At 71.1% G+C, this 21,046-nt stretch carries 12 protein-coding genes; 8 read left to right on the top strand and 4 right to left on the bottom strand.

Annotated elements, in window-relative coordinates; genetic code table 11:
- Positions 1-58: 58 nt before the first annotated feature.
- The 3 genes from K4G59_RS07675 to K4G59_RS07685 form a co-directional block, all read right to left on the bottom strand.
- On the bottom strand, positions 59-4,810 hold the full coding sequence (locus tag K4G59_RS07675) for a S8 family serine peptidase (protein ID WP_231250369.1): 4,752 nt from the start codon (positions 4,808-4,810) through the stop codon (positions 59-61).
- A 209-nt stretch (positions 4,811-5,019) separates the two neighbouring features.
- Positions 5,020-6,168: a hypothetical protein gene (locus K4G59_RS07680; protein WP_231250370.1), complete on the bottom strand. Its 1,149-nt coding sequence runs from the start codon at positions 6,166-6,168 to the stop codon at positions 5,020-5,022.
- 27 nt (positions 6,169-6,195) lie between these two features.
- Positions 6,196-7,521: an MATE family efflux transporter gene (locus K4G59_RS07685; protein ID WP_231250371.1), complete on the bottom strand. Its 1,326-nt coding sequence runs from the start codon at positions 7,519-7,521 to the stop codon at positions 6,196-6,198.
- Positions 7,522-7,697: 176 nt separating this feature from the next.
- On the opposite strand from K4G59_RS07685, the gene K4G59_RS07690 reads away from it, so the two are divergent.
- From K4G59_RS07690 to dnaB, 4 genes are all read left to right on the top strand, one after another.
- A complete protein-coding gene (locus tag K4G59_RS07690; protein ID WP_231250372.1) occupies positions 7,698-9,188 on the top strand; it encodes a DUF4331 domain-containing protein in 1,491 nt (496 codons plus the stop codon).
- A gap of 78 nt (positions 9,189-9,266) precedes the next feature.
- Positions 9,267-10,586, top strand: a complete 1,320-nt coding sequence (locus K4G59_RS07695; protein ID WP_231250373.1) for a tetratricopeptide repeat protein — start codon at positions 9,267-9,269, stop codon at positions 10,584-10,586.
- Entirely contained in the window at positions 10,583-12,130 is a 1,548-nt protein-coding gene (locus tag K4G59_RS07700; protein ID WP_231250374.1) for a HoxN/HupN/NixA family nickel/cobalt transporter, read from the top strand. The genes K4G59_RS07695 and K4G59_RS07700 overlap by 4 nt, the downstream gene beginning before the upstream one ends.
- Before the next feature lie 473 nt (positions 12,131-12,603).
- Positions 12,604-15,138, top strand: coding sequence for a replicative DNA helicase (dnaB, locus tag K4G59_RS07705; protein WP_308189375.1), 2,535 nt, complete (start codon positions 12,604-12,606; stop codon positions 15,136-15,138).
- Between the two features lie 95 nt (positions 15,139-15,233).
- Here the strand turns inward: dnaB and K4G59_RS07710 are convergent, their stop codons facing one another.
- Positions 15,234-15,977 (bottom strand): GntR family transcriptional regulator, encoded by a 744-nt coding sequence (locus K4G59_RS07710; RefSeq protein ID WP_231250375.1) that lies wholly within the window; start codon positions 15,975-15,977, stop codon positions 15,234-15,236.
- A gap of 100 nt (positions 15,978-16,077) precedes the next feature.
- Here K4G59_RS07710 and K4G59_RS07715 point away from each other — a divergent pair, with 100 nt between their 5' ends.
- From K4G59_RS07715 to K4G59_RS07735, 4 genes are read left to right on the top strand one after another with little or no spacing between them, the layout of a single operon-like run.
- Positions 16,078-18,159: a glucose PTS transporter subunit IIA gene (locus K4G59_RS07715; protein WP_372461800.1), complete on the top strand. Its 2,082-nt coding sequence runs from the start codon at positions 16,078-16,080 to the stop codon at positions 18,157-18,159.
- Between the two features lie 6 nt (positions 18,160-18,165).
- The gene (gene nagB, locus K4G59_RS07725; protein WP_231250376.1) at positions 18,166-18,951 is read left to right on the top strand and encodes a glucosamine-6-phosphate deaminase; all 786 of its coding nucleotides are present in this window, start codon (positions 18,166-18,168) and stop codon (positions 18,949-18,951) included.
- 1 nt (position 18,952) lies between these two features.
- On the top strand, positions 18,953-20,095 hold the full coding sequence (nagA, locus tag K4G59_RS07730) for an N-acetylglucosamine-6-phosphate deacetylase (RefSeq protein WP_231250377.1): 1,143 nt from the start codon (positions 18,953-18,955) through the stop codon (positions 20,093-20,095).
- The gene (locus tag K4G59_RS07735) at positions 20,092-21,012 is read left to right on the top strand and encodes a Gfo/Idh/MocA family protein (RefSeq protein WP_231250378.1); all 921 of its coding nucleotides are present in this window, start codon (positions 20,092-20,094) and stop codon (positions 21,010-21,012) included. Before nagA ends, K4G59_RS07735 begins: the two co-directional genes overlap by 4 nt.
- The last annotated feature ends 34 nt before the right edge of the window (positions 21,013-21,046 follow it).

The raw sequence follows: 21,046 nt of genomic DNA on the forward strand, positions 1-21,046 counted from the left end.
GGCCGACGGTGCGAACACCGACGGCCCCTCCGTGTGGATCAGGTGAGGTTCACCTCGATCAGTCCTTGACGACCCTGATCTTCACCTTCTCCTTGCTGCCGAGCACCGCGGCGTCACCGAGGTACTCGACCTTCACCTTGATCTTGCCGACCTTGGTCGCCTTCGGCAGCTTGAGACGGGCCTTGCCGTACTCGTTGAGCGTCAGCGTCCAGGTCTTCTTCTTCAGCGCACCCTTGACCGTCACCTCGACCGTGCCGGTGGGCACGACCTTCCGTGCGGAGACGGCGATCTTGAGCTTGGCCTTCTTGCCCTTCTTGATCACCTTCGGTGCATCCAGGTCGATCCGCGACGTCACCTTCGGCGTCGGGGCACCCGGGGCCGAGACCACCAGGTTGACCGGCGCGGAGGTGCTGGCGAGGTTGGCGGCGTCACCGAGGTACTTCGCGGTCACCGGGATGGTCCCGGCGGTCGCGAAGCCGCTGAGCGTGGCCGTGGCCTTGCCCGTGGCGTCCAGGGTGGCGGTGCCGGCCTTGCGGTCGCCCGCCCAGAACTCGACCGTGCCCGTCGCGACCGTCTCGCCGGCGCTGAAGACCGTGGCCGTGGCCGCGGTCGTCTGACCGGTCTCGATGCGGTCCGGGTTGATCGACAGCGCGACCTCGCTGCGCTCGGAGGCACCCTTGACCACGACCGTGGCGGTCGCCGACGCGGGCTTGGCACCCGGGTCGCTGGTCGTGTGGACCGCTTCGTTGACCAGGCGCTGGCGCTCATGGACGTCGCCGTCCACGCTCACCTGGTAGGTGAAGCCGGCGCTCTCCGCGGCCGGACCGTCGTAGGTCGCGCAGACGACCAGTCCGTCCTCGAGGACGGGCCCCGCGTTGCCTGCGTTGACCAGGGCCTGACCCGACGTGCCGGCTTCGTTCTCGGTGCCGATCGTGACCGGCGCGGCGGCGTTGCCGCCGAGCAGGACCCCGTTGCCGGCGGAGATGTTGTCGTAGGCGAACCAGAGGTCGTTGCTGCCGTCCTCCACCCACGCCTGCATGTCGAGCTGGCCGTACGTACCGGTCGCGTTGTTCCAGTAGCGCATGTCGTCGAACTCGATGATCCCGAGCTCGCCGGGGTCGAAGCCGTCCGCACCGGCGGTGCTGGCGACGGTGACACCGGCGCCGGTGGCTGCGTCGTAGCGGAACTCCATGTCCTGCCAGAGCATCGCCGCGACACCGTTGGGCTTGGCGACGTCCGGGACGGACTGGGCGGCATAGGGCTCGTCCACGGCCGGGTCTCCGTAGCCGTCGCCGTAGACCAGGAACCCGTCGTCGGCGAACTTCAGGCCACGGTAGCTCTGGCCGTAGAACCCGAAGTCGCCCGTGCCGAAGGCACCGACCGTCACCGAGTCACCGGTGATCGCGTCGTCGGCGAGGATGTCGAGCTCGGCGAGGTCGAGGTATCCGCCGAACGGCGTGGTGCAGGACTCGTCGTCGGCGCTGGTGGCGAAGGAGTAGGAACCCTCCTCGCCGTACGTCGACTCCAGGACGCCGTTCCACGACACGACCCCGCCCGCGACGGTGGCGCCGTCGGTGGCAGAGCCCTCGACGTACGTCGTGCCCTCGGGCAGCGTGTCGGTGATCGAGTAGGTGAGGTCCTCGCGCGTGACGTTGGGCGCGACCTCGACGGTGTAGGTGATGGTGTCACCCGGTCCCGCCTCGGCCACGTCCGCGGTCTTGGTCACGTCGTCCTCGATCCGCTCGACCGTCACCGGGACGACACCGATGTCGCCCGGGGTGGCCGGCGAGGTGCCGAGGGTGAGCGCGCCGTGCCAGGTCTGCCCGGCCTCCATGGCGTCCTCGTCCCAGAAGGTGCGGATCGAGAACGGCGTGGCGGCAGGCAGGGAACCCTCGGGGCCCTCGGCCCGCAGGTTGCCCTCGTCGCCGGCGACCACAGCGGTCACCAGGTCGGTGGTGTCGGTGCCTCCGCCCGCGGACGCCTCCCAGTTCTGCACCAGCACCCAGTAGGTGCCCGGCTCGGGATTGGCGATCTCGACGACCTCGTCCGACCCCGCGCTCGCGCTGAGTGCGATCTCGTTGGCCGCGGAGACCTCGCCCTTTCCGACGTAGAGGTCGAAGTCGGGCGCCGTCGGGTTCTCCAGCTTGGCGATGAGGCTCGTGGCGCCCGCAGGCACCTCGAGCATCTCGACGCGCGTGCCGTTGCCGTCGTACGGGTCGGTGTTGGTGCTGTCCTCGACGATCGAGAGCTCGACGCGGTCCTCGGGGACCAGGCCGCTCGCGTCGACCTGCAGGTCGCTGATGGCGATGGCCTCGATGCCCGACTCCACCTCGGAGCCCGCGTCGCGGCGGGTGGTGATGTCGATCGAGCTCGGCAGCACGCCGGCCGACGGCAGGACGCCGACGGGCAGGTGCGCCTCGGGGGCCTCGGAGTCCGCGGGCGGGGTCAGCACCAGGGTGCCGAAGAGCCACTCGTCGGTCGGCATCCCGGCGTCGATCGTCGCGGTGACGGTGACGTCGGCGGTGCCGCCCTCGGTGAGCGACACCGTGTCGGCGTCGGTCTCGAGGGTCACGCCGTCGGAGAGGTTCTCGACCGAGACCGTCCACGTGCCGGCGCCGGTGGCGGTGCCGGTGAGCGTACGGGTCCACTCACACGACTGCAGGCACTCGTCGTCGGCCATGCTCGCGGTGTTGAGATCGCGGACGTCGCCGCCGATCGCGGGGTTCGCGCCCTGGTAGCCGGCGAGGTCCTCGTCGAGCACGAAGCCGGCCTTGGCGGCACGACGGAGCTCGATGCGACCCGAGCCCATGTCGAACCAGTCGGCAGCGGTGCCGTCGGAGTCGGTGACGGTGCGCTCCGCGGTGGTCATCAGCGCGGACTGCGCCTCGGCCGGGCTCCACTGGTCGGCCTCGGGGAGGTCGAGCTGCATGCCCCGCAGGAGCGTGAGCGCGCCAGCCGTGTGCGGGCTGGCCATCGACGTGCCGGAGATGAACTCCCAGACGACCTCGTCCTCAGCGCCGGCAGCGGCGAGGATGTCCACGCCGGGAGCCGAGACGGACGGGCTGATCATCGACACCGCGCGGTTGGGGCCGCGGCTGGAGAAGGCGGCCATGATGTCGCCGTTCTCGTCCTTGATGTCGGCCACGGAGCCGGACAGCGCGGCCTGCTCGCCGACGACGGAGCCCATCCACTGCTTGAGGGCCTGGCCGTCGGCGTAGGTGATGTGCGCTGCGGGGAGGGCGTGGGCGTCACCGTTGAGCGAGCCGCCGCTGGCCTGGTCGTTGGCGAGGACCATGCCCTCGGCGCCGAGGAAGGCGACGATCTCGCCCTTCTCGACCCGGCCGTTGCCGCCGCGGTCGCAGACCACGATCTTGCCGGTGAAGTCGGCGTCCCACGTGGGGTCGCCCTGCGCGTCGTAGGCGGAGGCGCACGTCGGGTTGTCGTAGGGCGCGGCGCCGGCGTAGACGAGCGGGAAGGCGCCGTCGGTGGGACCGGACAGTCCGGCGCCGGCGATGTCGGCGGGGCCGGCACCTGCGTCGGAGGCCAGGTCGGTGACCGAGGCGACGTACTTGCGGTCGTGCGTCGTCGCACCGACCGTCGTCATCCACGGCACGTCGCCGGGGCTCCCGATGGTGGCGGCACCGGGGCCGGCGTTGCCGGCCGAGGTGGCGACGTGGATGCCGGCCTCGCGGGCGTTGAGGAACGCCACGGCGTCGGGGTCGGTCCAGGGGTTGGACGCGGCCGACGAGCCGATCGAGTAGTTGATCACGTCGACGTCGTCGAGGATCGCCTGGTTGATGGACGCCAGGATCGAGTAGCCCTGGCAGCCGCCGTCGCAGACGTCGTAGCCGATGATGTTGGCGTGGGGTGCGACACCCTTGATCCTCGAGGTCACCGAGAACTCGTTGGGGGTTCCCTTGGCGGCGTACGCAGTGGCGTCGACCTGGTTGCCGGCCGTGGTGCTGCCGGTGTGACTGCCGTGGCCGTCGTCGTCGTAGGGGTCGTCGAACGGGTTGCCGCCGGCCGCGGGGTTCTCGAAGTTGTAGTAGCCGATCAGCTTGTCGTTGCAACCCCAGGCAGCGACGTACTGCGCGGTGTTGTCGGGGTCGCACATGCCGAGGTAGTTGCCCTCGCCGAGCGGGTTGGTGTGGTCGTAGCCGTCGCCACCGTCCTCCACGGGCACCACGTCGGCGAACGACGGGTTGCTCGGGTTGAGGCCGGAGTCGAGGATGCCGACGATGACGCCCTCGCCCTTGTTGCCCTCGAACGCGGAGGGGACGTTGGTGCCGTCCCAGACGGTGTCGGCGCCGATCCACTCGGGGCCCTCGTCGGTGGTGAGCTCGCGCTCGAAGTCGACCTGGACGGCAGCGACGCCGTCGAGCCGGGAGACCTTCTGCGCCTGGGCGCGTGTCAGGGTGACCGCGATGCCGTTGATCGCCTCGGTGTAGCGGTAGAGCACCTCGGCGCTGCCACCGGTGACCTCGGAGATCGAGGAGACCAGGTCGGTCTGCTCGGACTTGATCTCCGATCGGTAGGCCGACTCCGACTGCGCGCGGGCCCCGCCGCGGCTCTCGGCACTGTCGCGGGTCGGCACGGCAGGGGCGTCCAGCTGGACGATGTAGGTCTCGGCCTTCTTGCCGGTGCCCAGCTCGAGCACCGTGCCCTTGTCGAAGGCGGTGGCGGGCGTGGCCTGCTCGGGCTTGACGGTGCCGGGGTCGAAGTCGGCTGCGGTGGCAGCCGTCCCCCACGGCACGAGTAGTGCGGCAGCGACGCTGGTGGCAGCGCCGGCCGCGATGGTACGACGGATCACGCGGATCTCCCGTTCGGAGGATGGGCCCACGGCGCGACGACGCGCTCCCGAAAGCGAATGCGTACGACGATGCTCGTGGATGACGAGGATGAACCCCTGTATCCCAAGTCACAACAGCCCCGGTGTCAACGGCAACGCGGCACGTAAGACGTCCTGTAACCGGAAGGTAACGCAGGAGCACCTCTCGACAGCGGTCACTGGGGCGGGTGCTACTGCGCCGACGGGAACCTGTTCGACCGTGCCACCACGGCGTCGACCACGACGGGCCTGTCGGTCAGCGACTCGATGACGATCCTGCCCGCGCGCACACCGGAATAGCGGTCGAGGACGGTGATCTCCTTCATCGCGGCGGTCCTGCCGGCGAGGCTGACCACGTGCCAGTCCCGCTTGCCGACGCGCAGGCGCACCGTGCCGAAGCCGCGTCCGGTCGAGGCGAGCAGCCGCAGCTCACCGACCGTCGCACGAGGGAGCACCAGACGCGCCCCGCGGCGGGTGGCCCGCAGGGCGGCGCCGCGGAAGTAGCCGTCGCCGCGGACCGTCCGCCAGCCGCGCTGCCGGCGGAGGTCGGTCGGGACGTAGAACTCGACGGGCTCCGACCACGCGCTGGCGTTGCCGGCGCGGTCCACCGAGCGCGCGGTGAAGCGGTGCCGGCCCGCGCCGGGCGTCGCGAGCTCGAAGCGCCCGCCGGTGCAGGGGATCGCCCGGCCGTTGTCGCGGCACTCGAAGGTGGAGCCGGGCTCGCTGCTGTTGATCCGGATCGGCATGCTGCCGGAGGTGACGACGGGCTGGGTCGGCGTCTGCTCGTCGTACGCCGTGCTCGTGACGAAGACGAACGGCGCCGCGCTGTCCTGGGTCCACGTCAGCCTCGCAGGCGTCGGGTCCAGGTCGGGGGTGTCGGCCACGGTGCCCGGTGCCAGGGGGCTGTCGGGGTCGAGGGCGGTGTCGCCGAGGTCGACCGCGCGGGCCCGGAAGGCGTAGGAGCCGTCCGGCAGCCCGGCATAGGTCACGGGGCTGGTGCATGCGCGCCAGTCGTGGGCCTGCCCGGGTCCGGCCAGGGTGCACTCGAGGCCGAAGGGGCCGGTGTCGCCGTCGGAGACCTGCGCGCCGACCGTGAAGGTCATCGTGGACGCGGCCAGGAAGCCGGCGGCGTTGGGGGTGGTCGAGGCGGTGAGCGTGGTCTCGGGCGGCGTGGAGTCGTCGCAGCCGTCGGAGAGCGGCAGCGCCGGGACCGGTCCCGGCGGCAGGGTCTCGTCGAGGCAGCCCGGCGTCGCGACGGCCGGGGCCGCGCCCATCGGCACGAGCGCTCCGGCCAGCAGCGTCAGCAGGGCCAGTCGGACGGCGGTGCGGTGTCGGTGCACGGGTCCCCCAGGTCATCGGTCCTGGGTCTAACGAGGCACGGGCGTCCCGGTCACGAGCCAGTGGTCCCCGCGGGCGCGCCACGACAGCAGCACCCCGCGCGCGCCCATGAAGACGACGGTCATCGCGACCCACACGGCGACCAGGCCGTGCGGGAGCGTGGCCGCCCAGAGCGCGGCAGGGGCGTACGCCGCCAGGACCACGAGGCCGGCCCACGCGAGGAACGTGCCGTCGCCTGCGCCGATGAGCACGCCGTCGAGCACGAAGACGACCCCGGCCAGCGGCTGCCCGAGCGCGGCGACGAGCAGCACCGGGACGAGCAGCGAGCGCACCTCGGGGTCGCTCGTGAAGAGCGCGCCGATGAAGGGCGACACCGCGGCCAGCGCCAGGCCTGCGACGATCCCGCTGCCCCACCCCCAGCGGACCATCCGCCGGGTCAGCTGACGCGTGCTGTCGACGTCGCCACTGCCGAGCGCGCGCCCGGTGAGCGCCTGCGCCGCGATCGCGACGGCGTCGAGCGCGAAGGCCAGGAAGGTCCACAGCGTGAGGGCGATCTGGTGGGTCCCGATGCTGACGTCGGTGCTCTCGGTGCCGACGCGGGTGACGGCGTACGTCCCGACGAGCAGGCAGGCACGCAGCGCGAGGGTGCGCACCACCAGCGCTATCGCGGCGTGCGCGGAGGCGAGGATCCCGGCGCGGTCCGGGCTGAGCGGGGCGTCGTGCTCGCGCGCGGCGCGCACCACCACGGCCACCAGCCATGCGGCGGAGAGGACCTGGGCGACCACGGAGCCGATCGCCGAGCCGGCGATGCCGAGGTCGAGGCCGTGGACGAGGAAGACGTTGAGGACGATGTTGAGCGCGTTGCCGGCGACGGCCACCTTCAGCGGCGTACGCGTGTCCTGCAGCCCGCGCAGCACGCCGGTCGTGGCCAGCATGACCAGCAGCGGGGTGGTGCCGAGGAAGGCGATGGCCAGGTAGGTCTCGGCGTGGCGGGCGACCTCGGCGCCGGTGTCGAAGGCGCCGACCAGCCACGGGGTGAGGAGCACGCCGCCGATCGTGGCGACGGTCCCGATGAGGACCGCCAGCCAGATGCCGTCGACGCCCTGGGCGAGCGCGGCGCGCAGGTCGCCGGCGCCGAGGTGGCGCGCGACGCTCGCGGTGGTGCCGTAGGCGAGGAAGACGCAGAGGCCGACCACGGTCTGGAGGACCACCGCCGCGATCCCCAGGCCGGCGAGCTCGGGGGTGCCGAGGTGACCGACGACCGCGGCGTCGGAGATCAGGAAGAGCGGCTCGGCGACGAGGGCGAGGAACGCCGGGACGGCCAGGCGCAGGATCTCCCGGTCGACGGCCTTCACGTGGCACAGGGTAGGGAGAAAGGACGGCTCGGCCTCCTGAGGGGGTGGCACGCCCCCGACCAATCCGGTTTGTTGGTGATTCCGAACACAGGCCACCCCGGCTCCTCACGGTGTATCGGGCTGCCCGAACAGGCGTTGCTCGTCGACGTCCCGGGCCAACTCAAGGAGTAGTGCAGATGACCCGCTCACGACCCACCAAGCGGCAAGGGGCGATCGCCCTGGCCTGCACCGGCGGACTGCTGACAGCTGTCGGCTTCGCCGGTCTCGGTCCGATCACCGCCACCGCGTCCAGCCACCGCGAGGCGCCGCTCATCTCGGGCACCCCGCAGTACGACGGCACCGACCTGTACGCCTTCCGCAGCCCGGAGAAGAAGAACTCCGTGACGCTGATCGCCAACTGGCTGCCCTTCGAGGAGCCGGCCGGCGGTCCGAACTTCTACAGCTTCGCGACCGACGCGCAGTACGACATCCACGTCGACAACAACGCCGACGCCAAGCCCGACGTGACCTTCCGGTGGACCTTCAAGGACCACTACGTCACCAAGGACACCTTCCTCGCCGCCACCGGTCCGGTCACGTCCTTGAAGGACAAGGACCTGAACTACTACCAGACCTACAAGCTGCAGAGGATCGGCAAGAAGGGCAAGAAGACGATCATCAAGAAGCGTCGCGTCGCGCCCTCCAACATCGGCTCCGCGTCGATGCCGGCCTACTCCAAGCTGCGCAGCCAGGCGACGACCCGGGTCGGCAAGAACGTGAAGTCGTTCGCCGGCCAGGCCGAGGACCCGTTCTTCCTCGACCTGCGCGTCTTCGACCTGCTCTACGGCGGTGACCTCTCGGAGTCCGGTGACGACACGCTCGCCGGCTTCAACGTCCAGTCGGTCGCGCTCCAGGTGCCCCAGAAGTGGGTCGCCAAGAACCAGAACGCGAAGAAGAACCCGGTCATCGGCACCTGGACGACCACCCAGAAGAAGTCGGCCAACGGCAAGTGGGTCCAGGTCTCGCGCCTGGGCAACCCGCTGGTCAACGAGGTCGTCATCCCGCTGAAGCTCAAGGACGCCTTCAACGGCTCCAAGCCCACGCAGGACGGGGCCGCGCTGAAGTACGTCACCAACCCCGAGCTGCCCAAGCTGATCGAGGCCGTCTACGGCATCGACGCGCCCAAGACCCCGCGCAACGACCTCGTGTCGGTGTTCCTCACGGGTGTCGAGGGCCTCAACAAGGCCAAGGGCAAGGTGACTCCGAGCGAGCAGCTGCGCCTGAACATGTCGACCCCCGTCACCGCGGAGCCGAACCGGCTCGGCGTGATCGGTGGCGACAACCAGGGCTTCCCCAACGGCCGTCGACTCGCTGACGACGTCATCGACATCGCGCTCCAGGTCGTCGAGGGCGAGCTCGTCGGGTCGCCGAACGACCTCGGGGACGGCGTCGACATCAATGACAACCCGTTCGACAAGACGTTCCCGTACCTGGCCCTCCCGGTCAGCGGCAGCAACGCCGACCCGCACCCGTCCGCGGGCGGCTCGGCGAACAAGGAGTCCTCGTCCGAGGGCCTGCTGCAGAGCGTGGTCCCGGGTCGTCAGAGCGCCATCGCCTTCATCGGAGTGGGTCTGCTGGCCCTCGTCGGTGGCATCGGCGGCGCTGCACGACGCACCCGCAAGGACTGACCGCACCACCGGCTCGGCCGCGCGGCGACTCGTCGCGCGGCCGAGCCGCACCACCACTCCCACCGAAAGGACGTCCCCGTGCGCAGGAGCCTGATCGTCATCGGCATCGGACTCGTCCTCGGTGTCTCCGGCGGCATCGGCGTGGCCACCACGTCGTCACCGTCGACCGCCCCGCCAGCGGCGTCCGTCCCGCGCGTCGTCCCCGACTCCGGCCAGGACCTCGAGGCCAGCATCGCCGCGCTGCAGGACACCCTGCGCCGGGTGCCGGCCGACCACGTCTCGTGGGCGAACCTCGCCGTGGCGTACGTCGAGCAGGCCCGCGTGTCCGGCAACGCCACCTTCTACGACAAGGCCGACGAGGCCGTCGCCCGCTCGTTCGAGCTCGAGCCGGACGAGAACTTCACCGCCCTGGCCGCCAGTGCCGCGATCTCCGCGGCCCGGCACGACTTCACCGACGCGCTGGCGAGCGCCGACGAGGCGCTCGCGGTCAACCCGCGCGACCTCGGCGCCCTCGCCGTGCGCGTCGACGCGCTCAACGAGCTCGGCAGGTACGACGAGCAGATGCAGGCGCTGCGCACCGCCGACCGGCTCCAGCCCAGCACGGCCGTCTCGGCCCGCTACTCCTATGCCTTCGAGCTGCGCGGCGACCTCGACCGGGCCGGCGCGCTGCTGCGGCGCACGGCCGAGGTCGGCTCGCGTGCCGACCAGGCCTACACGCTCACCCTGTACGCCGACATCCTGCGCAAGCAGGGCCGCTTGGCCGAGGCCTCTCGTCGTCTCGCCGTCGCGCAGGAGGCCGTGTCGGACCACCTGCCCGCCCTCGTCTCGACCGCGCGCCTCCAGGTCGCGCAGGGAGACCTGCAGGCTGCCGTCGCGACCTGGCAGGAGGTGGCCGCGCGCCAGCCGCTGCCGGAGTACCTCACCGAGCTCGGCGAGCTGCTGCTCCACCTGGGCCGCACCGACGAGGCCGACGCGCAGTTCGCGGTCGTCCGCACCACCATCGACCTGCTCTCCGCGAGCGGCGTCGGCACCGACCTGGAGACCGCCCTCTTCGAGGCCGACCACGGGTCCGCCGAACGGGCGCTGACCCAGGCGCAGGCGGAGTGGGACCAGCGCCGGAGCGTCCACGTCGCCGATGCGCTCGCCTGGGCGCTGCACCGCAGCGGGCGCGACCGGGAGGCACTCCCGATCGCCCGGCAGGCCACCCGGCTCGGCTCGCCCGAGGCACGGTTCTGGATCCATCGCGGCACGATCGAGGCCGGACTCCAGATGACCGCGGATGCGCGCACCCACCTGCGCCGCGGGCTCGACCTCGACCCGGGCCTCTCGCCGTGGCAGCGCGCGGAGGCCGAGACGGTGCTGGCCGGCCTCGAGCCGGGACCGGAGTCGGGCCGATGAGGACCCTCGCCCGTCTGCTGCTGGCCCTCGGCGCGCTCCTCGCGTGCCTGGTCGTCACCGCGGTTCCCGCCTCGGCGCACCCCCTCGGCAACTTCACGGTGAACCGCTACACCGGCATCCTCGTCGCGCCCGACGGGGTCGAGGTCGACCACGTGGTCGACCTCGCCGAGATCCCGACCGCCCAGCTCGGTGACGCGATCGACGACCTGCCGGCGCTGGCCGCGCGCGAGTGCGCCACGACCACCGACGGGCTGGCCGTCACGGCCGGCGGCGAGGGCGTACGCCTCGAGCTGGAGGACGCGACCGCGTCGGTCTCCGACGGCGAGGGTGGGCTGCCGGTCACCCGGATCACCTGCCGCTACTCCGGCGCCGCCGACATCGGCGCCGGCGAGGTCACCTTCGAGGACTCGACCGCCCCGGGCTCCGTGGGCTGGCGCGAGGTCACCGCGGTCGGTGACCGGATGACGCTCACCAGCGCGGACGTCCCCTCGGCCAGCACCAGCGAACGGCTGACGTCCTACCCCGAGGACCTGCTGGAGTCCCCGCTGGACGTCACCTCCGCGACGCTCGTCGTCGCCGGCGGTGGTCCCTCCGGCGAGCTGCCCGGCACCGGGGACGACGGCCCGGGTGCGTCCAGCGGCTCCTGGCTGTCGGCGCGGGCCACCGGCCTGCTCGGCGACAACGGGTGGCTGGCCGCCGGCCTGGCCGCCCTCGCCGCGCTCGCCCTCGGCGCGACGCACGCGCTCTCGCCCGGGCACGGCAAGACCGTCATGGCGTTCTACCTCACCCAGCGCGGGGACTCCTCGGTCCGCTCCGCGCTCGCGGTGGGCAGCGCGGTGACGATGGCGCACACCGGCTCGGTGCTGCTGCTGGGACTGCTGGTCTCGCTGAGCAGCGCGTTCGTGCCGGCGCGGATCTATCCCTGGCTCACCCTCGCGACCGGTCTGCTGATCGTGGGCCTCGGGCTCTACCTCCTGGCCCAGCTGCGGTCGGGCGGGGGGCACGGCCACGGCCACGGCCACGGCCACGGCCACGGGCACGGCCACGGGCACGGGCACGAGCACGGGCACGAGCACGGGCACGAGCACGGGCACGAGCACGGGCACGAGCACGAGCACGGGCACGAGCACGACCACGGGCACGCACCGGTCCCGCCGGCCGGGACCCCCACGGCGACGGCCGTGGTCGAGGCGCCTGCCCCGGTGGAGCCCGAGGCCACCCCCGGCCGCGGGGGCGTCTGGGTGATGGGCCTGGTCGGCGGTCTCGTCCCGAGTCCCTCGGCCCTCCTGCTGCTCCTGGCCGCCGTCGCCCTGGGGCGTCCGTGGTTCGGATTCGTGCTGGTGCTGGCCTTCGGTGTCGGCATGGCCGTCGCGCTCGCCGCGGTCGGCCTGCTCGCCCGCGACCTGGTGCTGCGGCTCGAGGGCCTGGCCCTGCGCCGCGGCTTCCTCGGCGGCCAGGTGCGCACCTACCTGCGGTACGGCGCCGCGCTGGGCATCTGCGCGGTGGGCCTCGGCGTCGTGGTCCGGACGCTGCTGCAGCTCTGAGCGCGCCATACGATCGCGGGCCACCCGTGTACATAGCTCGTTCGGACTACCTGTGAATGGCGATGTGGATGAGGGCCACGTGATCCCGCGTCACGGAGCCGTGTCGACAAAGCACCAGGCGTCTCCCAGATGGCGGACAGGTGAACGCACAGAGCGGGCAGATAGTTTTCCTGCACAGCGTGTGCACGGTGTTTTCGCAGGTCAGAGCGCTGGCAAGGATCTGCGCCCCGACCTTCTCCACAGGCCTGTCCACGGTCTGTGCACCGCGGTCAGCGTGTCCTCCACGGCTGCACCCAGCTTCTCCACAGGGCCTGTGGAGAACCGGCCTCCGTCGACTTCCCACACGCCCCCGGGACGTCGTACGGTCTCGCGCGACCAGTGATTCGAGCTGGGGTCCCGCGCGTGCGTCGTCGGCAGTGGATGTCGGTCCTCGCCCCTAACGTCGTGGGCAGTCACAGCTGAGGGGAGCACTGGTGAGCATCACCTTCGAGGGCGACACCGACGAGGCCTGGGGCGACGGCCCGGCGGCCTACGAGCCCGGCGAGGCGCCGCGCTCCGCCGGCGACCGCACGCCCCCGCAGGACAATGCCGCCGAGCAGAGCGTGCTCGGCTCGATGCTGCTCTCCAAGGACGCGATCGCCGACGTCGTCGACGTCATCAAGGGCGTGGACTACTACCGCCCCGCCCACGAGATCATCCACGACGCGATCATCGACCTCTACGGCCGCGGGGAGCCGGCCGACCCGATCACGGTGGCTGCGGAGCTGACCAAGCGCGGCGAGCTCCAGCGCATCGGTGGCGCCCCCTACCTCCACACGCTCTCGGCCAACGTGCCGATCGCTGCCAACGCCGGCTACTACGCCGAGATCGTGCGCGACAAGGCGATCCTGCGCCGCCTGGTCGAGGCGGGCACCCGCATCGCCGCCCTCGGCTACGCCGGCGAGGGCCAGATCGACGACGTGGTCGACCACGCCCAGGCCGAGGTCTACAAGGTCACCGACCGTCGTGCGGCCGTCGACTACGCGCCGCTGAGCGACATCATGAGCGGCGTCCTGGACGAGATCGAAGCGATCGGCAATCGCGAGGCCGGCCTCTACGGCGTGCCCACCGGCTTCGCCGACCTCGACGACCTGACCAACGGCCTGCACTCGGGCCAGATGATCATCGTCGCGGCTCGTCCTGCCATGGGGAAGGCGCTGGCCCTCGACACGCCTCTTCCGACGCCTACCGGGTGGACCACCATGAGGGAGGTGCGCGTCGGCGACGAGCTCTACGCCGCGGACGGTCGCCCCACCCGGGTCGTCGCCGCGACCGACGTCATGCTCGATCGACCGTGCTACGAGGTGACCTTCTCCGACGGCTCGGTGATCGTCGCCGACGGCGAGCACCAGTGGCTGACCGAGACGCGAGCAGCCCGCAAGTCGCGTTGGGCCGCCGACAACCACTACAACCGGATGAAGAACCAGCGCACCCACGCCTCCGTGGTGACCACGGAGGAGATCGCCCGGACAGTGCGAGTCGGGGCGGAGCAGCGCGCGAACCACGCAGTGATCAACGCGGGAGTGCTCACGGGCCACGACGACCTCCTCCCCATCGACCCCTACGTCCTCGGAGCGTGGTTGGGGGACGGTCACAGCGCTGGCGGCCGCATCACCTGCGAGACCCCGGAGATCCCGATGCGGATCGAAGGCCGTGGTTACACCGTCACCTCCTTGGGCAACATGCTCTACAGCATCCGGACTCCCCGGGCCGTCGCGACGGAGCGAGGCGTGTGCCCCGACTGCAGCGGTGTCATGCACGGGACTTATCTCTGTGGTGCGTGCCAGCAGGACCACGGATCCTTCACCGCTCTGCTGCGCACGGTCGGCGTGCTGAACGACAAGCACATCCCGAGCGTCTACCTCCGCGCCTCCGAGGAGGCGCGCCGGGAACTGCTCGCCGGTCTGCTCGACACCGACGGCACCGTGGTCAAGGGCGTGGGATCCGTGCAGTTCGCAGTGACGAGCGAGAGGTTGGCCGACACCGTTCACGAGCTCGTCGTGAGCCTGGGCTACCGGTGCGGACGTACGACGAAGCGCGTCAAGGGCCGCTCGGAGGCAAGCTCCACGTGCCACATCCTCAACTTCTCGACGGTCGACGACGTGTTCAAGCTGGAGCGCAAGGCACTGCTGCACAAGGAGGAGCGTCCGACGTCGACCGTCCGCATCGGCAAGCGCTACATCACCACCGTGCAGCGCATCGAGTCGGTGCCGGTGCGGTGCGTGCAGGTCGACAACGACGACCACCTCTACCTGGCCGGTCGATCGATGATCCCCACCCACAACTCGACACTCGCCCTGGACTTCTGCCGCGCGGCGTCGATCCACAACAACCTCACCAGCTGCTTCTTCAGCCTCGAGATGACGCGCTCGGAGATCATGATGCGCCTGCTCTCGGCCGAGGCGAAGGTGCCGCTGAACCACATCCGCAACGGCACGATGCGCGACGACGACTGGGAGAAGCTGGCCCGCAAGATGGGCCAGGTCTCCGGGGCGCCGATGTTCATCGACGACAGCCCCAACATGACGATGATGGAGATCCGGGCCAAGGCCCGCCGGCTCAAGCAGCGCCACGACCTCAAGCTCATCGTCATCGACTACATGCAGCTGATGAGCTCGGGCAAGAAGGTCGAGTCCCGCCAGCTCGAGGTCTCGGAGTTCTCCCGCAACATCAAGCTCCTCGCCAAGGAGCTCGAGCTGCCGATCATCGCGCTCTCGCAGCTCAACCGTGGTCCCGAGCAGCGCGGCGACAAGCGTCCGATGATGAGCGACCTGCGTGAGTCCGGGTCGCTGGAGCAGGACGCCGACATGGTGATCCTCCTGCACCGTGACGACGTCTACGAGAAGGAGTCGACCCGCCCCGGCGAGGCCGACCTGATCGTGGCCAAGCACCGCAACGGCCCCACCCGCGACCTCACCGTCGCCTTCCAGGGTCACTACTCGCGCTTCGTGGACATGGCGCAGGGCTGACGGCAGCTGCCTGTGCCGTTCCTCCGCGGGCGCGACGGATCGCACCGCCGTCGCGAGCGGCCGTCGTCGGGATCGTCGCCGGTCTCGCGGTCCTCCTAGTCTCGACCGCGCTCAGCGATCGAGGCCGGGTGATCGGTGTCGTCGAGCCGCTGCCTGGCGACGAACCTGAACCTGTCGCCACGGAAGAGCGAGCGCGTCCACTCCACGGGCCGACCGCTCGCGTCCCACGCAGTGCGCTGGACCAGCAGCAGGGGCAGCCCCACGTCGACCCCGATCAGGTTCGCGGTGACGGGGTCTGCCCGGGTCGTCTCGACGACGTCCTCGACGGCGTCGAGATCGATGCCGTAGGCCTCGGCCAGCGTCTGGTAGAGCGAGCCCCGGCTGTCCAGCTCCTCGGCCAGTCGGGGCAGTGGCCCGGGCAGGTGGGCGGTCTCGAGCGCGATGGGCTCCCCCGCCTGGGTCCGCAGTCGCGCCACGCGATGCACGGGCGCACCGGGGGCGAGGCCGAGGTGGCGTGCCAGGTCCGCGTCGGCCTCCACGACGTCCACGTCGAGCACCCTGCTGCCGGGCCTCCAGCCCTCCTCGGACAGGTCCTGCGAGAACGACGTCATCGGCCTGACCTGCATCAGCTTCGGCTGGGCGACGAACGTGCCGCGTCCCTGGGTGTGCTCGAGGCGGCCGTCGACGACGAGCTCTGCGATCGCCTGGCGCACCGTCGTACGAGAGGTGTGGAGCAGCTCGGCCAGGTCACGCTCGGGAGCCAGCGCGGCGCCCGGTGGCAGGTCGGCGATGAGCCGGAGGATCTCCTCCTTGACGACGTAGTACTTCGGGACCTTCACGAATCCTCCGGTGGATGCAGGCCGACAAGGGTTGACGCCGGGATTGGTCTATGCCAATCTGACATTGGTCTACACCAATCTACCGCAGCCGGAGGATCCGATGACAACCGCCGCCACCGACCAAGCCGCATCGAGACGAGGCGGCTTCAGGATCCCGGGCTTCGCACAGCTCCAGCGCCTCGGCAAGAGCCTGATGCTCCCCATCGCGCTGCTGCCCGCAGCGGGAATCCTGCTCCGGGTCGGGCAGGAGGACATGCTCGGCCAGTACAACCCACCGATCATCGGCCCGTTCTTCGACGCGATGAGTGCGGCCGGCGGCGCGATCTTCGCGAACCTGCCGCTGTTGTTCGCGGTCGGCGTCGCCATCGGGTTCGCCCGCAAGGCGGACGGGTCGACGGCCCTGTCGGCAGTGGCGGGCTACCTTGTCGTCGCCGAGGTCTTCAAGGCGATGTCGCCGATCGTCCTCGCCGGCGAGACCACCCCGGCCGGTGACCAGGCGATGATCAACTACAGCGTCTTCGCCGGCATCATCATCGGCGTCGTGACGGCGTGGCTGTTCGATCGCTACCACACGATCCAGCTGCCGTCCTACCTCGGCTTCTTCGGCGGTCGACGGTTCGTGCCCATCGTGGTCTCGCTGGCGTCGCTGTTCATCGGGTTCGGCCTGAGCTACCTCTACCCCCTCTTCGACATGGGCCTGACCGGCGTGGCCGAGTTCATCGGAGGGTCGGGTGCGATCGGCGCGTTCGTCTACGGCTTCGTCAACCGGATGCTCATCCCGCTGGGCCTGCACCACATCGTCAACACCTATATCTGGTTCCTCTACGGCGACTTCACCGCCAACGGCACGACCTTCAACGGTGAGCTCACCCGGTTCGCCAACGGTGACCCCGAGGCCGGTCGCCTGACCGCTGGCTTCTACCCCATCTTGATGTTCGGCCTGCCCGGCGCTGCACTCGCGATGATCCATGCCGCCCGCGCGCGCCAGAAGAAGCTGGCCATCGGCATCCTCTCCGCCGCTGGCCTGACCGCCTTCCTGACCGGCGTCACCGAGCCGCTCGAGTTCGCGTTCATGTTCGTGGCCTTCCCGCTGTTCGTGATCCACGCGGTGCTGACCGGGCTGTCCCTCGCCCTCGCCTACACCCTCGACATCCACCTCGGCTTCTCGTTCTCGGCCGGGCTGATCGACCTCCTCCTCTACGGCACGGCCCCGGCCGCGAAGAACATCCCCCTGCTGGTCCTGATGGGTCTGGTGTTCTTCGTCCTGTACTACGTGATGTTCCGCTTCGCGATCACCCGCTGGAACCTGCTCACGCCTGGCCGGGACCCGGAGCTGGACGACGCGGACGGTGCGGCGGACGGCACCGACGACCCCGCCGGCACGGACGGAGCCACCGCTCGCGCCCACCGACTGATCGCTGCTTTCGGCGGCGCGGACAACCTCAGGGCCGTCGATGCCTGCATCACCAGGCTCCGGATCGAGGTGGCCGACAAGGATGCGGTGGACAAGGCAGCACTGCGAGCGCTGGGCGCCGCTGGGGTGGTCGAGGTCGGCAACAACGTGCAGGCCGTCTTCGGCACCCAGGCAGACGAGCTGAAGGACGAGATCCGAGCGGCCCTCGTGCAGGGGCCGGCGCCGGCGCAGTCGTCCGCATCGGTGGAGGCATCCACGCCAGCAGCACCGGCCCCGGTCGCCCGCCCGGCCACCGGTCGCCTGGCAGTGCTCGCGCCCCTGGGCGGCACCCTGGTGCCGCTGAGCGAGGTCCCGGATGCGACGTTCGCCAAGGGAGTCGTCGGGCACGGTGTGGCCATCGATCCTCCGCGGCAGGTCGTCGACGTGGTGGCGCCGGCGACGGGCAGGATCCTCAAGCTGTGGCCGCACGCCTTCGCCCTCCAGACCGCAGACGGGACCGGGGTCCTCGTGCACCTCGGCATCGACACGGTGCAGCTCGACGGCGAAGGATTCAGCGCCCATGCGGCCGAGGGTGACGAGGTCGTGGTCGGTCAGTCGATCCTGCGCTACGACGTACCAGCCGTCGAGGCTGCGGGGCGCAATCCCGTCGTGCCGGTGATCGTCCTGGACCGCAAGGCCGACACGGTCGCACTGCGAGACCTGGCAGCCGGCGCCGACGTGAAGGGCCTCGAGCTGCTCCTCACCGTCGCGGCGAGCCCCGAGGCGTGAGCTGACATGGAGGTCGTCATCCTCGACGAGCCACGACAGCTGGCCCATGTCGCGGCCGATGCCGTCGCGGCCCAGCTCGCCGGCACGCCGGACGCCACCCTCGGTCTCGCGACCGGGTCGTCGCCACTGGCGGTGTACGACGAGCTGGCCGCGCGGTGCTCGCGCGGGGAGCTGAGCTTCGCGGCGGCCCGAGGTTTCACCCTCGACGAGTACGTCGGGCTGCCCGCCGACCACCCGGAGCGCTACCGGACGGTCATCGACCGTGACTTCGTCTCGCGGGTGGACTTCGCGCCGGGCGCGGTCGCCGGACCCGATGGCCTGGCCCGCGACATCCCGGCCGCGTGCGCGGCGTACGAGCGGTCGATCTCCGAGGCGGGGGGTGTGGACCTCCAGATCCTGGGGATCGGCTCCGACGGTCACATCGCCTTCAACGAGCCCGGGTCGTCGTTCGCCTCACGCACGCGGATCAAGACCCTGACCCGCCAGACGCGCGTCGACAACGCCCGCTTCTTCGGGGATGACGTCGACGCGGTGCCGACGCACTGCCTCACCCAGGGACTCGGCACGATCATGGAGGCTCGCCACCTCGTCCTGCTGGCGACCGGGCAGAAGAAGGCGGAGGCGGTCCACCAGCTCGTCGAGGGTGCCGTGAGCGCCCTGTGGCCGGGAACGATCCTGCAGCACCACCCCCACGTCACGGTGCTCCTCGACCCGGCGGCGGCCAGTCGCCTGCAGCTGGCCGGGTACTACCGCGAGACCTACGCGGGCAAGCCGCGCTGGCAAGGGATCTGACGTGCTCCTCTCCGCGGGGACGGTCCTGACCGGTGCCTCGATGCTCGGCGCAGGCTGGGTGGAGATCGAGTCCGGCCGGGTCGTGGGGCTCGGCTCCGGCCTCGCCCCCCGGCCGGTCGACCTCGACCTCGATGAGGCCGTCGTGGCTCCCGGCTTCGTGGACATGCACGTCCACGGCGGCGGCGGGGGTGCGTTCTTCGAAGGGACCGCCCGGGCCGTCGAGGCAACGGTGGCACTCCACCGTCGGCACGGCACCACCGCCATGGTGGCGTCGTTGGTCTCGGCGCAGCCGGAGGACCTGGCCCGGCAGGTGAGTCTCCTGGCCGACCACGTCGCGTCCGGTCACCTCCTGGGGATCCACCTCGAAGGACCCTGGTTGGCGGCGCGACGGTGCGGTGCCCACGAGCCGACCGCACTCCGCGATCCCGACCCGGCAGAGATCGATGCGCTGCTCGCAGCAGGGCGGGGCGCCGTTCGCATGGTGACGCTCGCCCCTGAGCTGCCGGGCGCCCTCGAGGCGATCCGACGCATCGTCGATGCGGGCGTGGTGGCGGCGATCGGGCACACCGACGCCACCTACGAGCAGGCGCGAGCCGCCATCGACGCCGGAGCGACGGTGGCCACCCACCTGTTCAATGCGATGCGCCCGGTCCATCACCGCGAACCGGGACCGGTCGTCGCTGCGCTCGAGGACCCCCGGGTCACCGTGGAGCTCATTCATGACGGTGTGCACCTGCACCCGGCCCTGCACCGCCTGGTGACCGCTGACGTGGGCGTGGACCGGGTCGCGCTCGTCACCGACGCGATGGCTGCGGCCGGGATGTCGGACGGCGCCTATCGGCTCGGTGAGCTGGCCGTCGAGGTCACCGAGGGCGTGGCGCGCGTCGCGGGCACCGACACGATCGCCGGGAGCACAGCGACCACGGCGAGGATGGCGTCGCTGGCCGTCGCGCACGCGGCCGGCGACCGCGACGAGGCGCTGCTCACGGTGATCCGCCAGATGTGCCTCAACCCCCTGCGGGCCCTGGGGCTGCCCGCTCCCGGACTGGCGCCGGGTGCGCCCGCCGACCTCGTCGTCCTGACCCCGGACCTCGACGTCCGGGGCGTGATGCGGCACGGCGCCTGGGTACTGTCTCCGACATGATCAGGCCGCTGCGGGTGGGCGTGGTCGGGCTCGGTGACATCGCCCAGAAGGCGTACCTGCCGGTCCTCGCCGCGCGGGACGACGTCGAGGTCTCGCTGATGACGCGGGACCCCGGCCGGCTGGCCGACGTCGCCCGCCGGTACGGCTTCGCGCGGTCCACCACCCGCGTGGAGGACCTCCTCGACGGAACCCTCGACGCTGCGTTCGTGCACGCCTCCACCGACGCCCACGTCGGCCTCGTCGAACAGCTGCTCCACGCGGGGGTACCGGTGCTGGTGGACAAGCCGCTCGCCCCGGACCTTGCCTCGGCGACCCGCCTGGTCGAGCTGGCCGAGGAGCGTGGCCTGTCGCTGGCGGTGGGATTCAACCGGCGCTTCTGCCCGGCCCACGTGGCGTTGTCGCAGGAGCCCGCGTCGGTCGTGCTGGTGCAGAAGCACCGTTGCGGCCTGCCGGGGGAGCCGCGCCAGTTCGTCCTCGACGACTTCATCCACGTGGTGGACACCGTGCGGTTCCTGATGCCGGCGGGGGAGGAGGAGGTGTCGGTCTGGTGCACCGCCCAGGACGGCCTCCTGGCCACGGTGACGATCGCGCTCCGAGTCGGAGCGAGCACCGGCCTGGGTGTGATGCATCGGGTCGGCGGGGTGGCCGAGGAGGTCGTGGAGGTGATGGGCCCGGGTTACCAGCACCGCGTGGTGGACCTCGCCGAGGAGTGGCGCGCCGAGGCTGAGGGCGGTCTGCGGCTGATGCGTCGTGACTCGTGGACCGATGTGCCGACCCTCCGCGGTTTCACCGCGATGGTCGACGCGTTCCTGGGCTCGGTCAGGAGCAAGGACGTGATCTCCGCCCGCGACGCGTTGCGCACCCACGAGATCTGCGAGCAGGTCGTCCGTGCGGCGGAGGCTGAGCTCACCCGGTGAGGGTGGAGCCGGCAGCGCTGCGGTGCTGGCGGGC

Origin of the sequence: Nocardioides furvisabuli (assembly GCF_021083185.1) — a bacterium.
GTDB lineage: Bacteria > Actinomycetota > Actinomycetes > Propionibacteriales > Nocardioidaceae > Nocardioides > Nocardioides furvisabuli.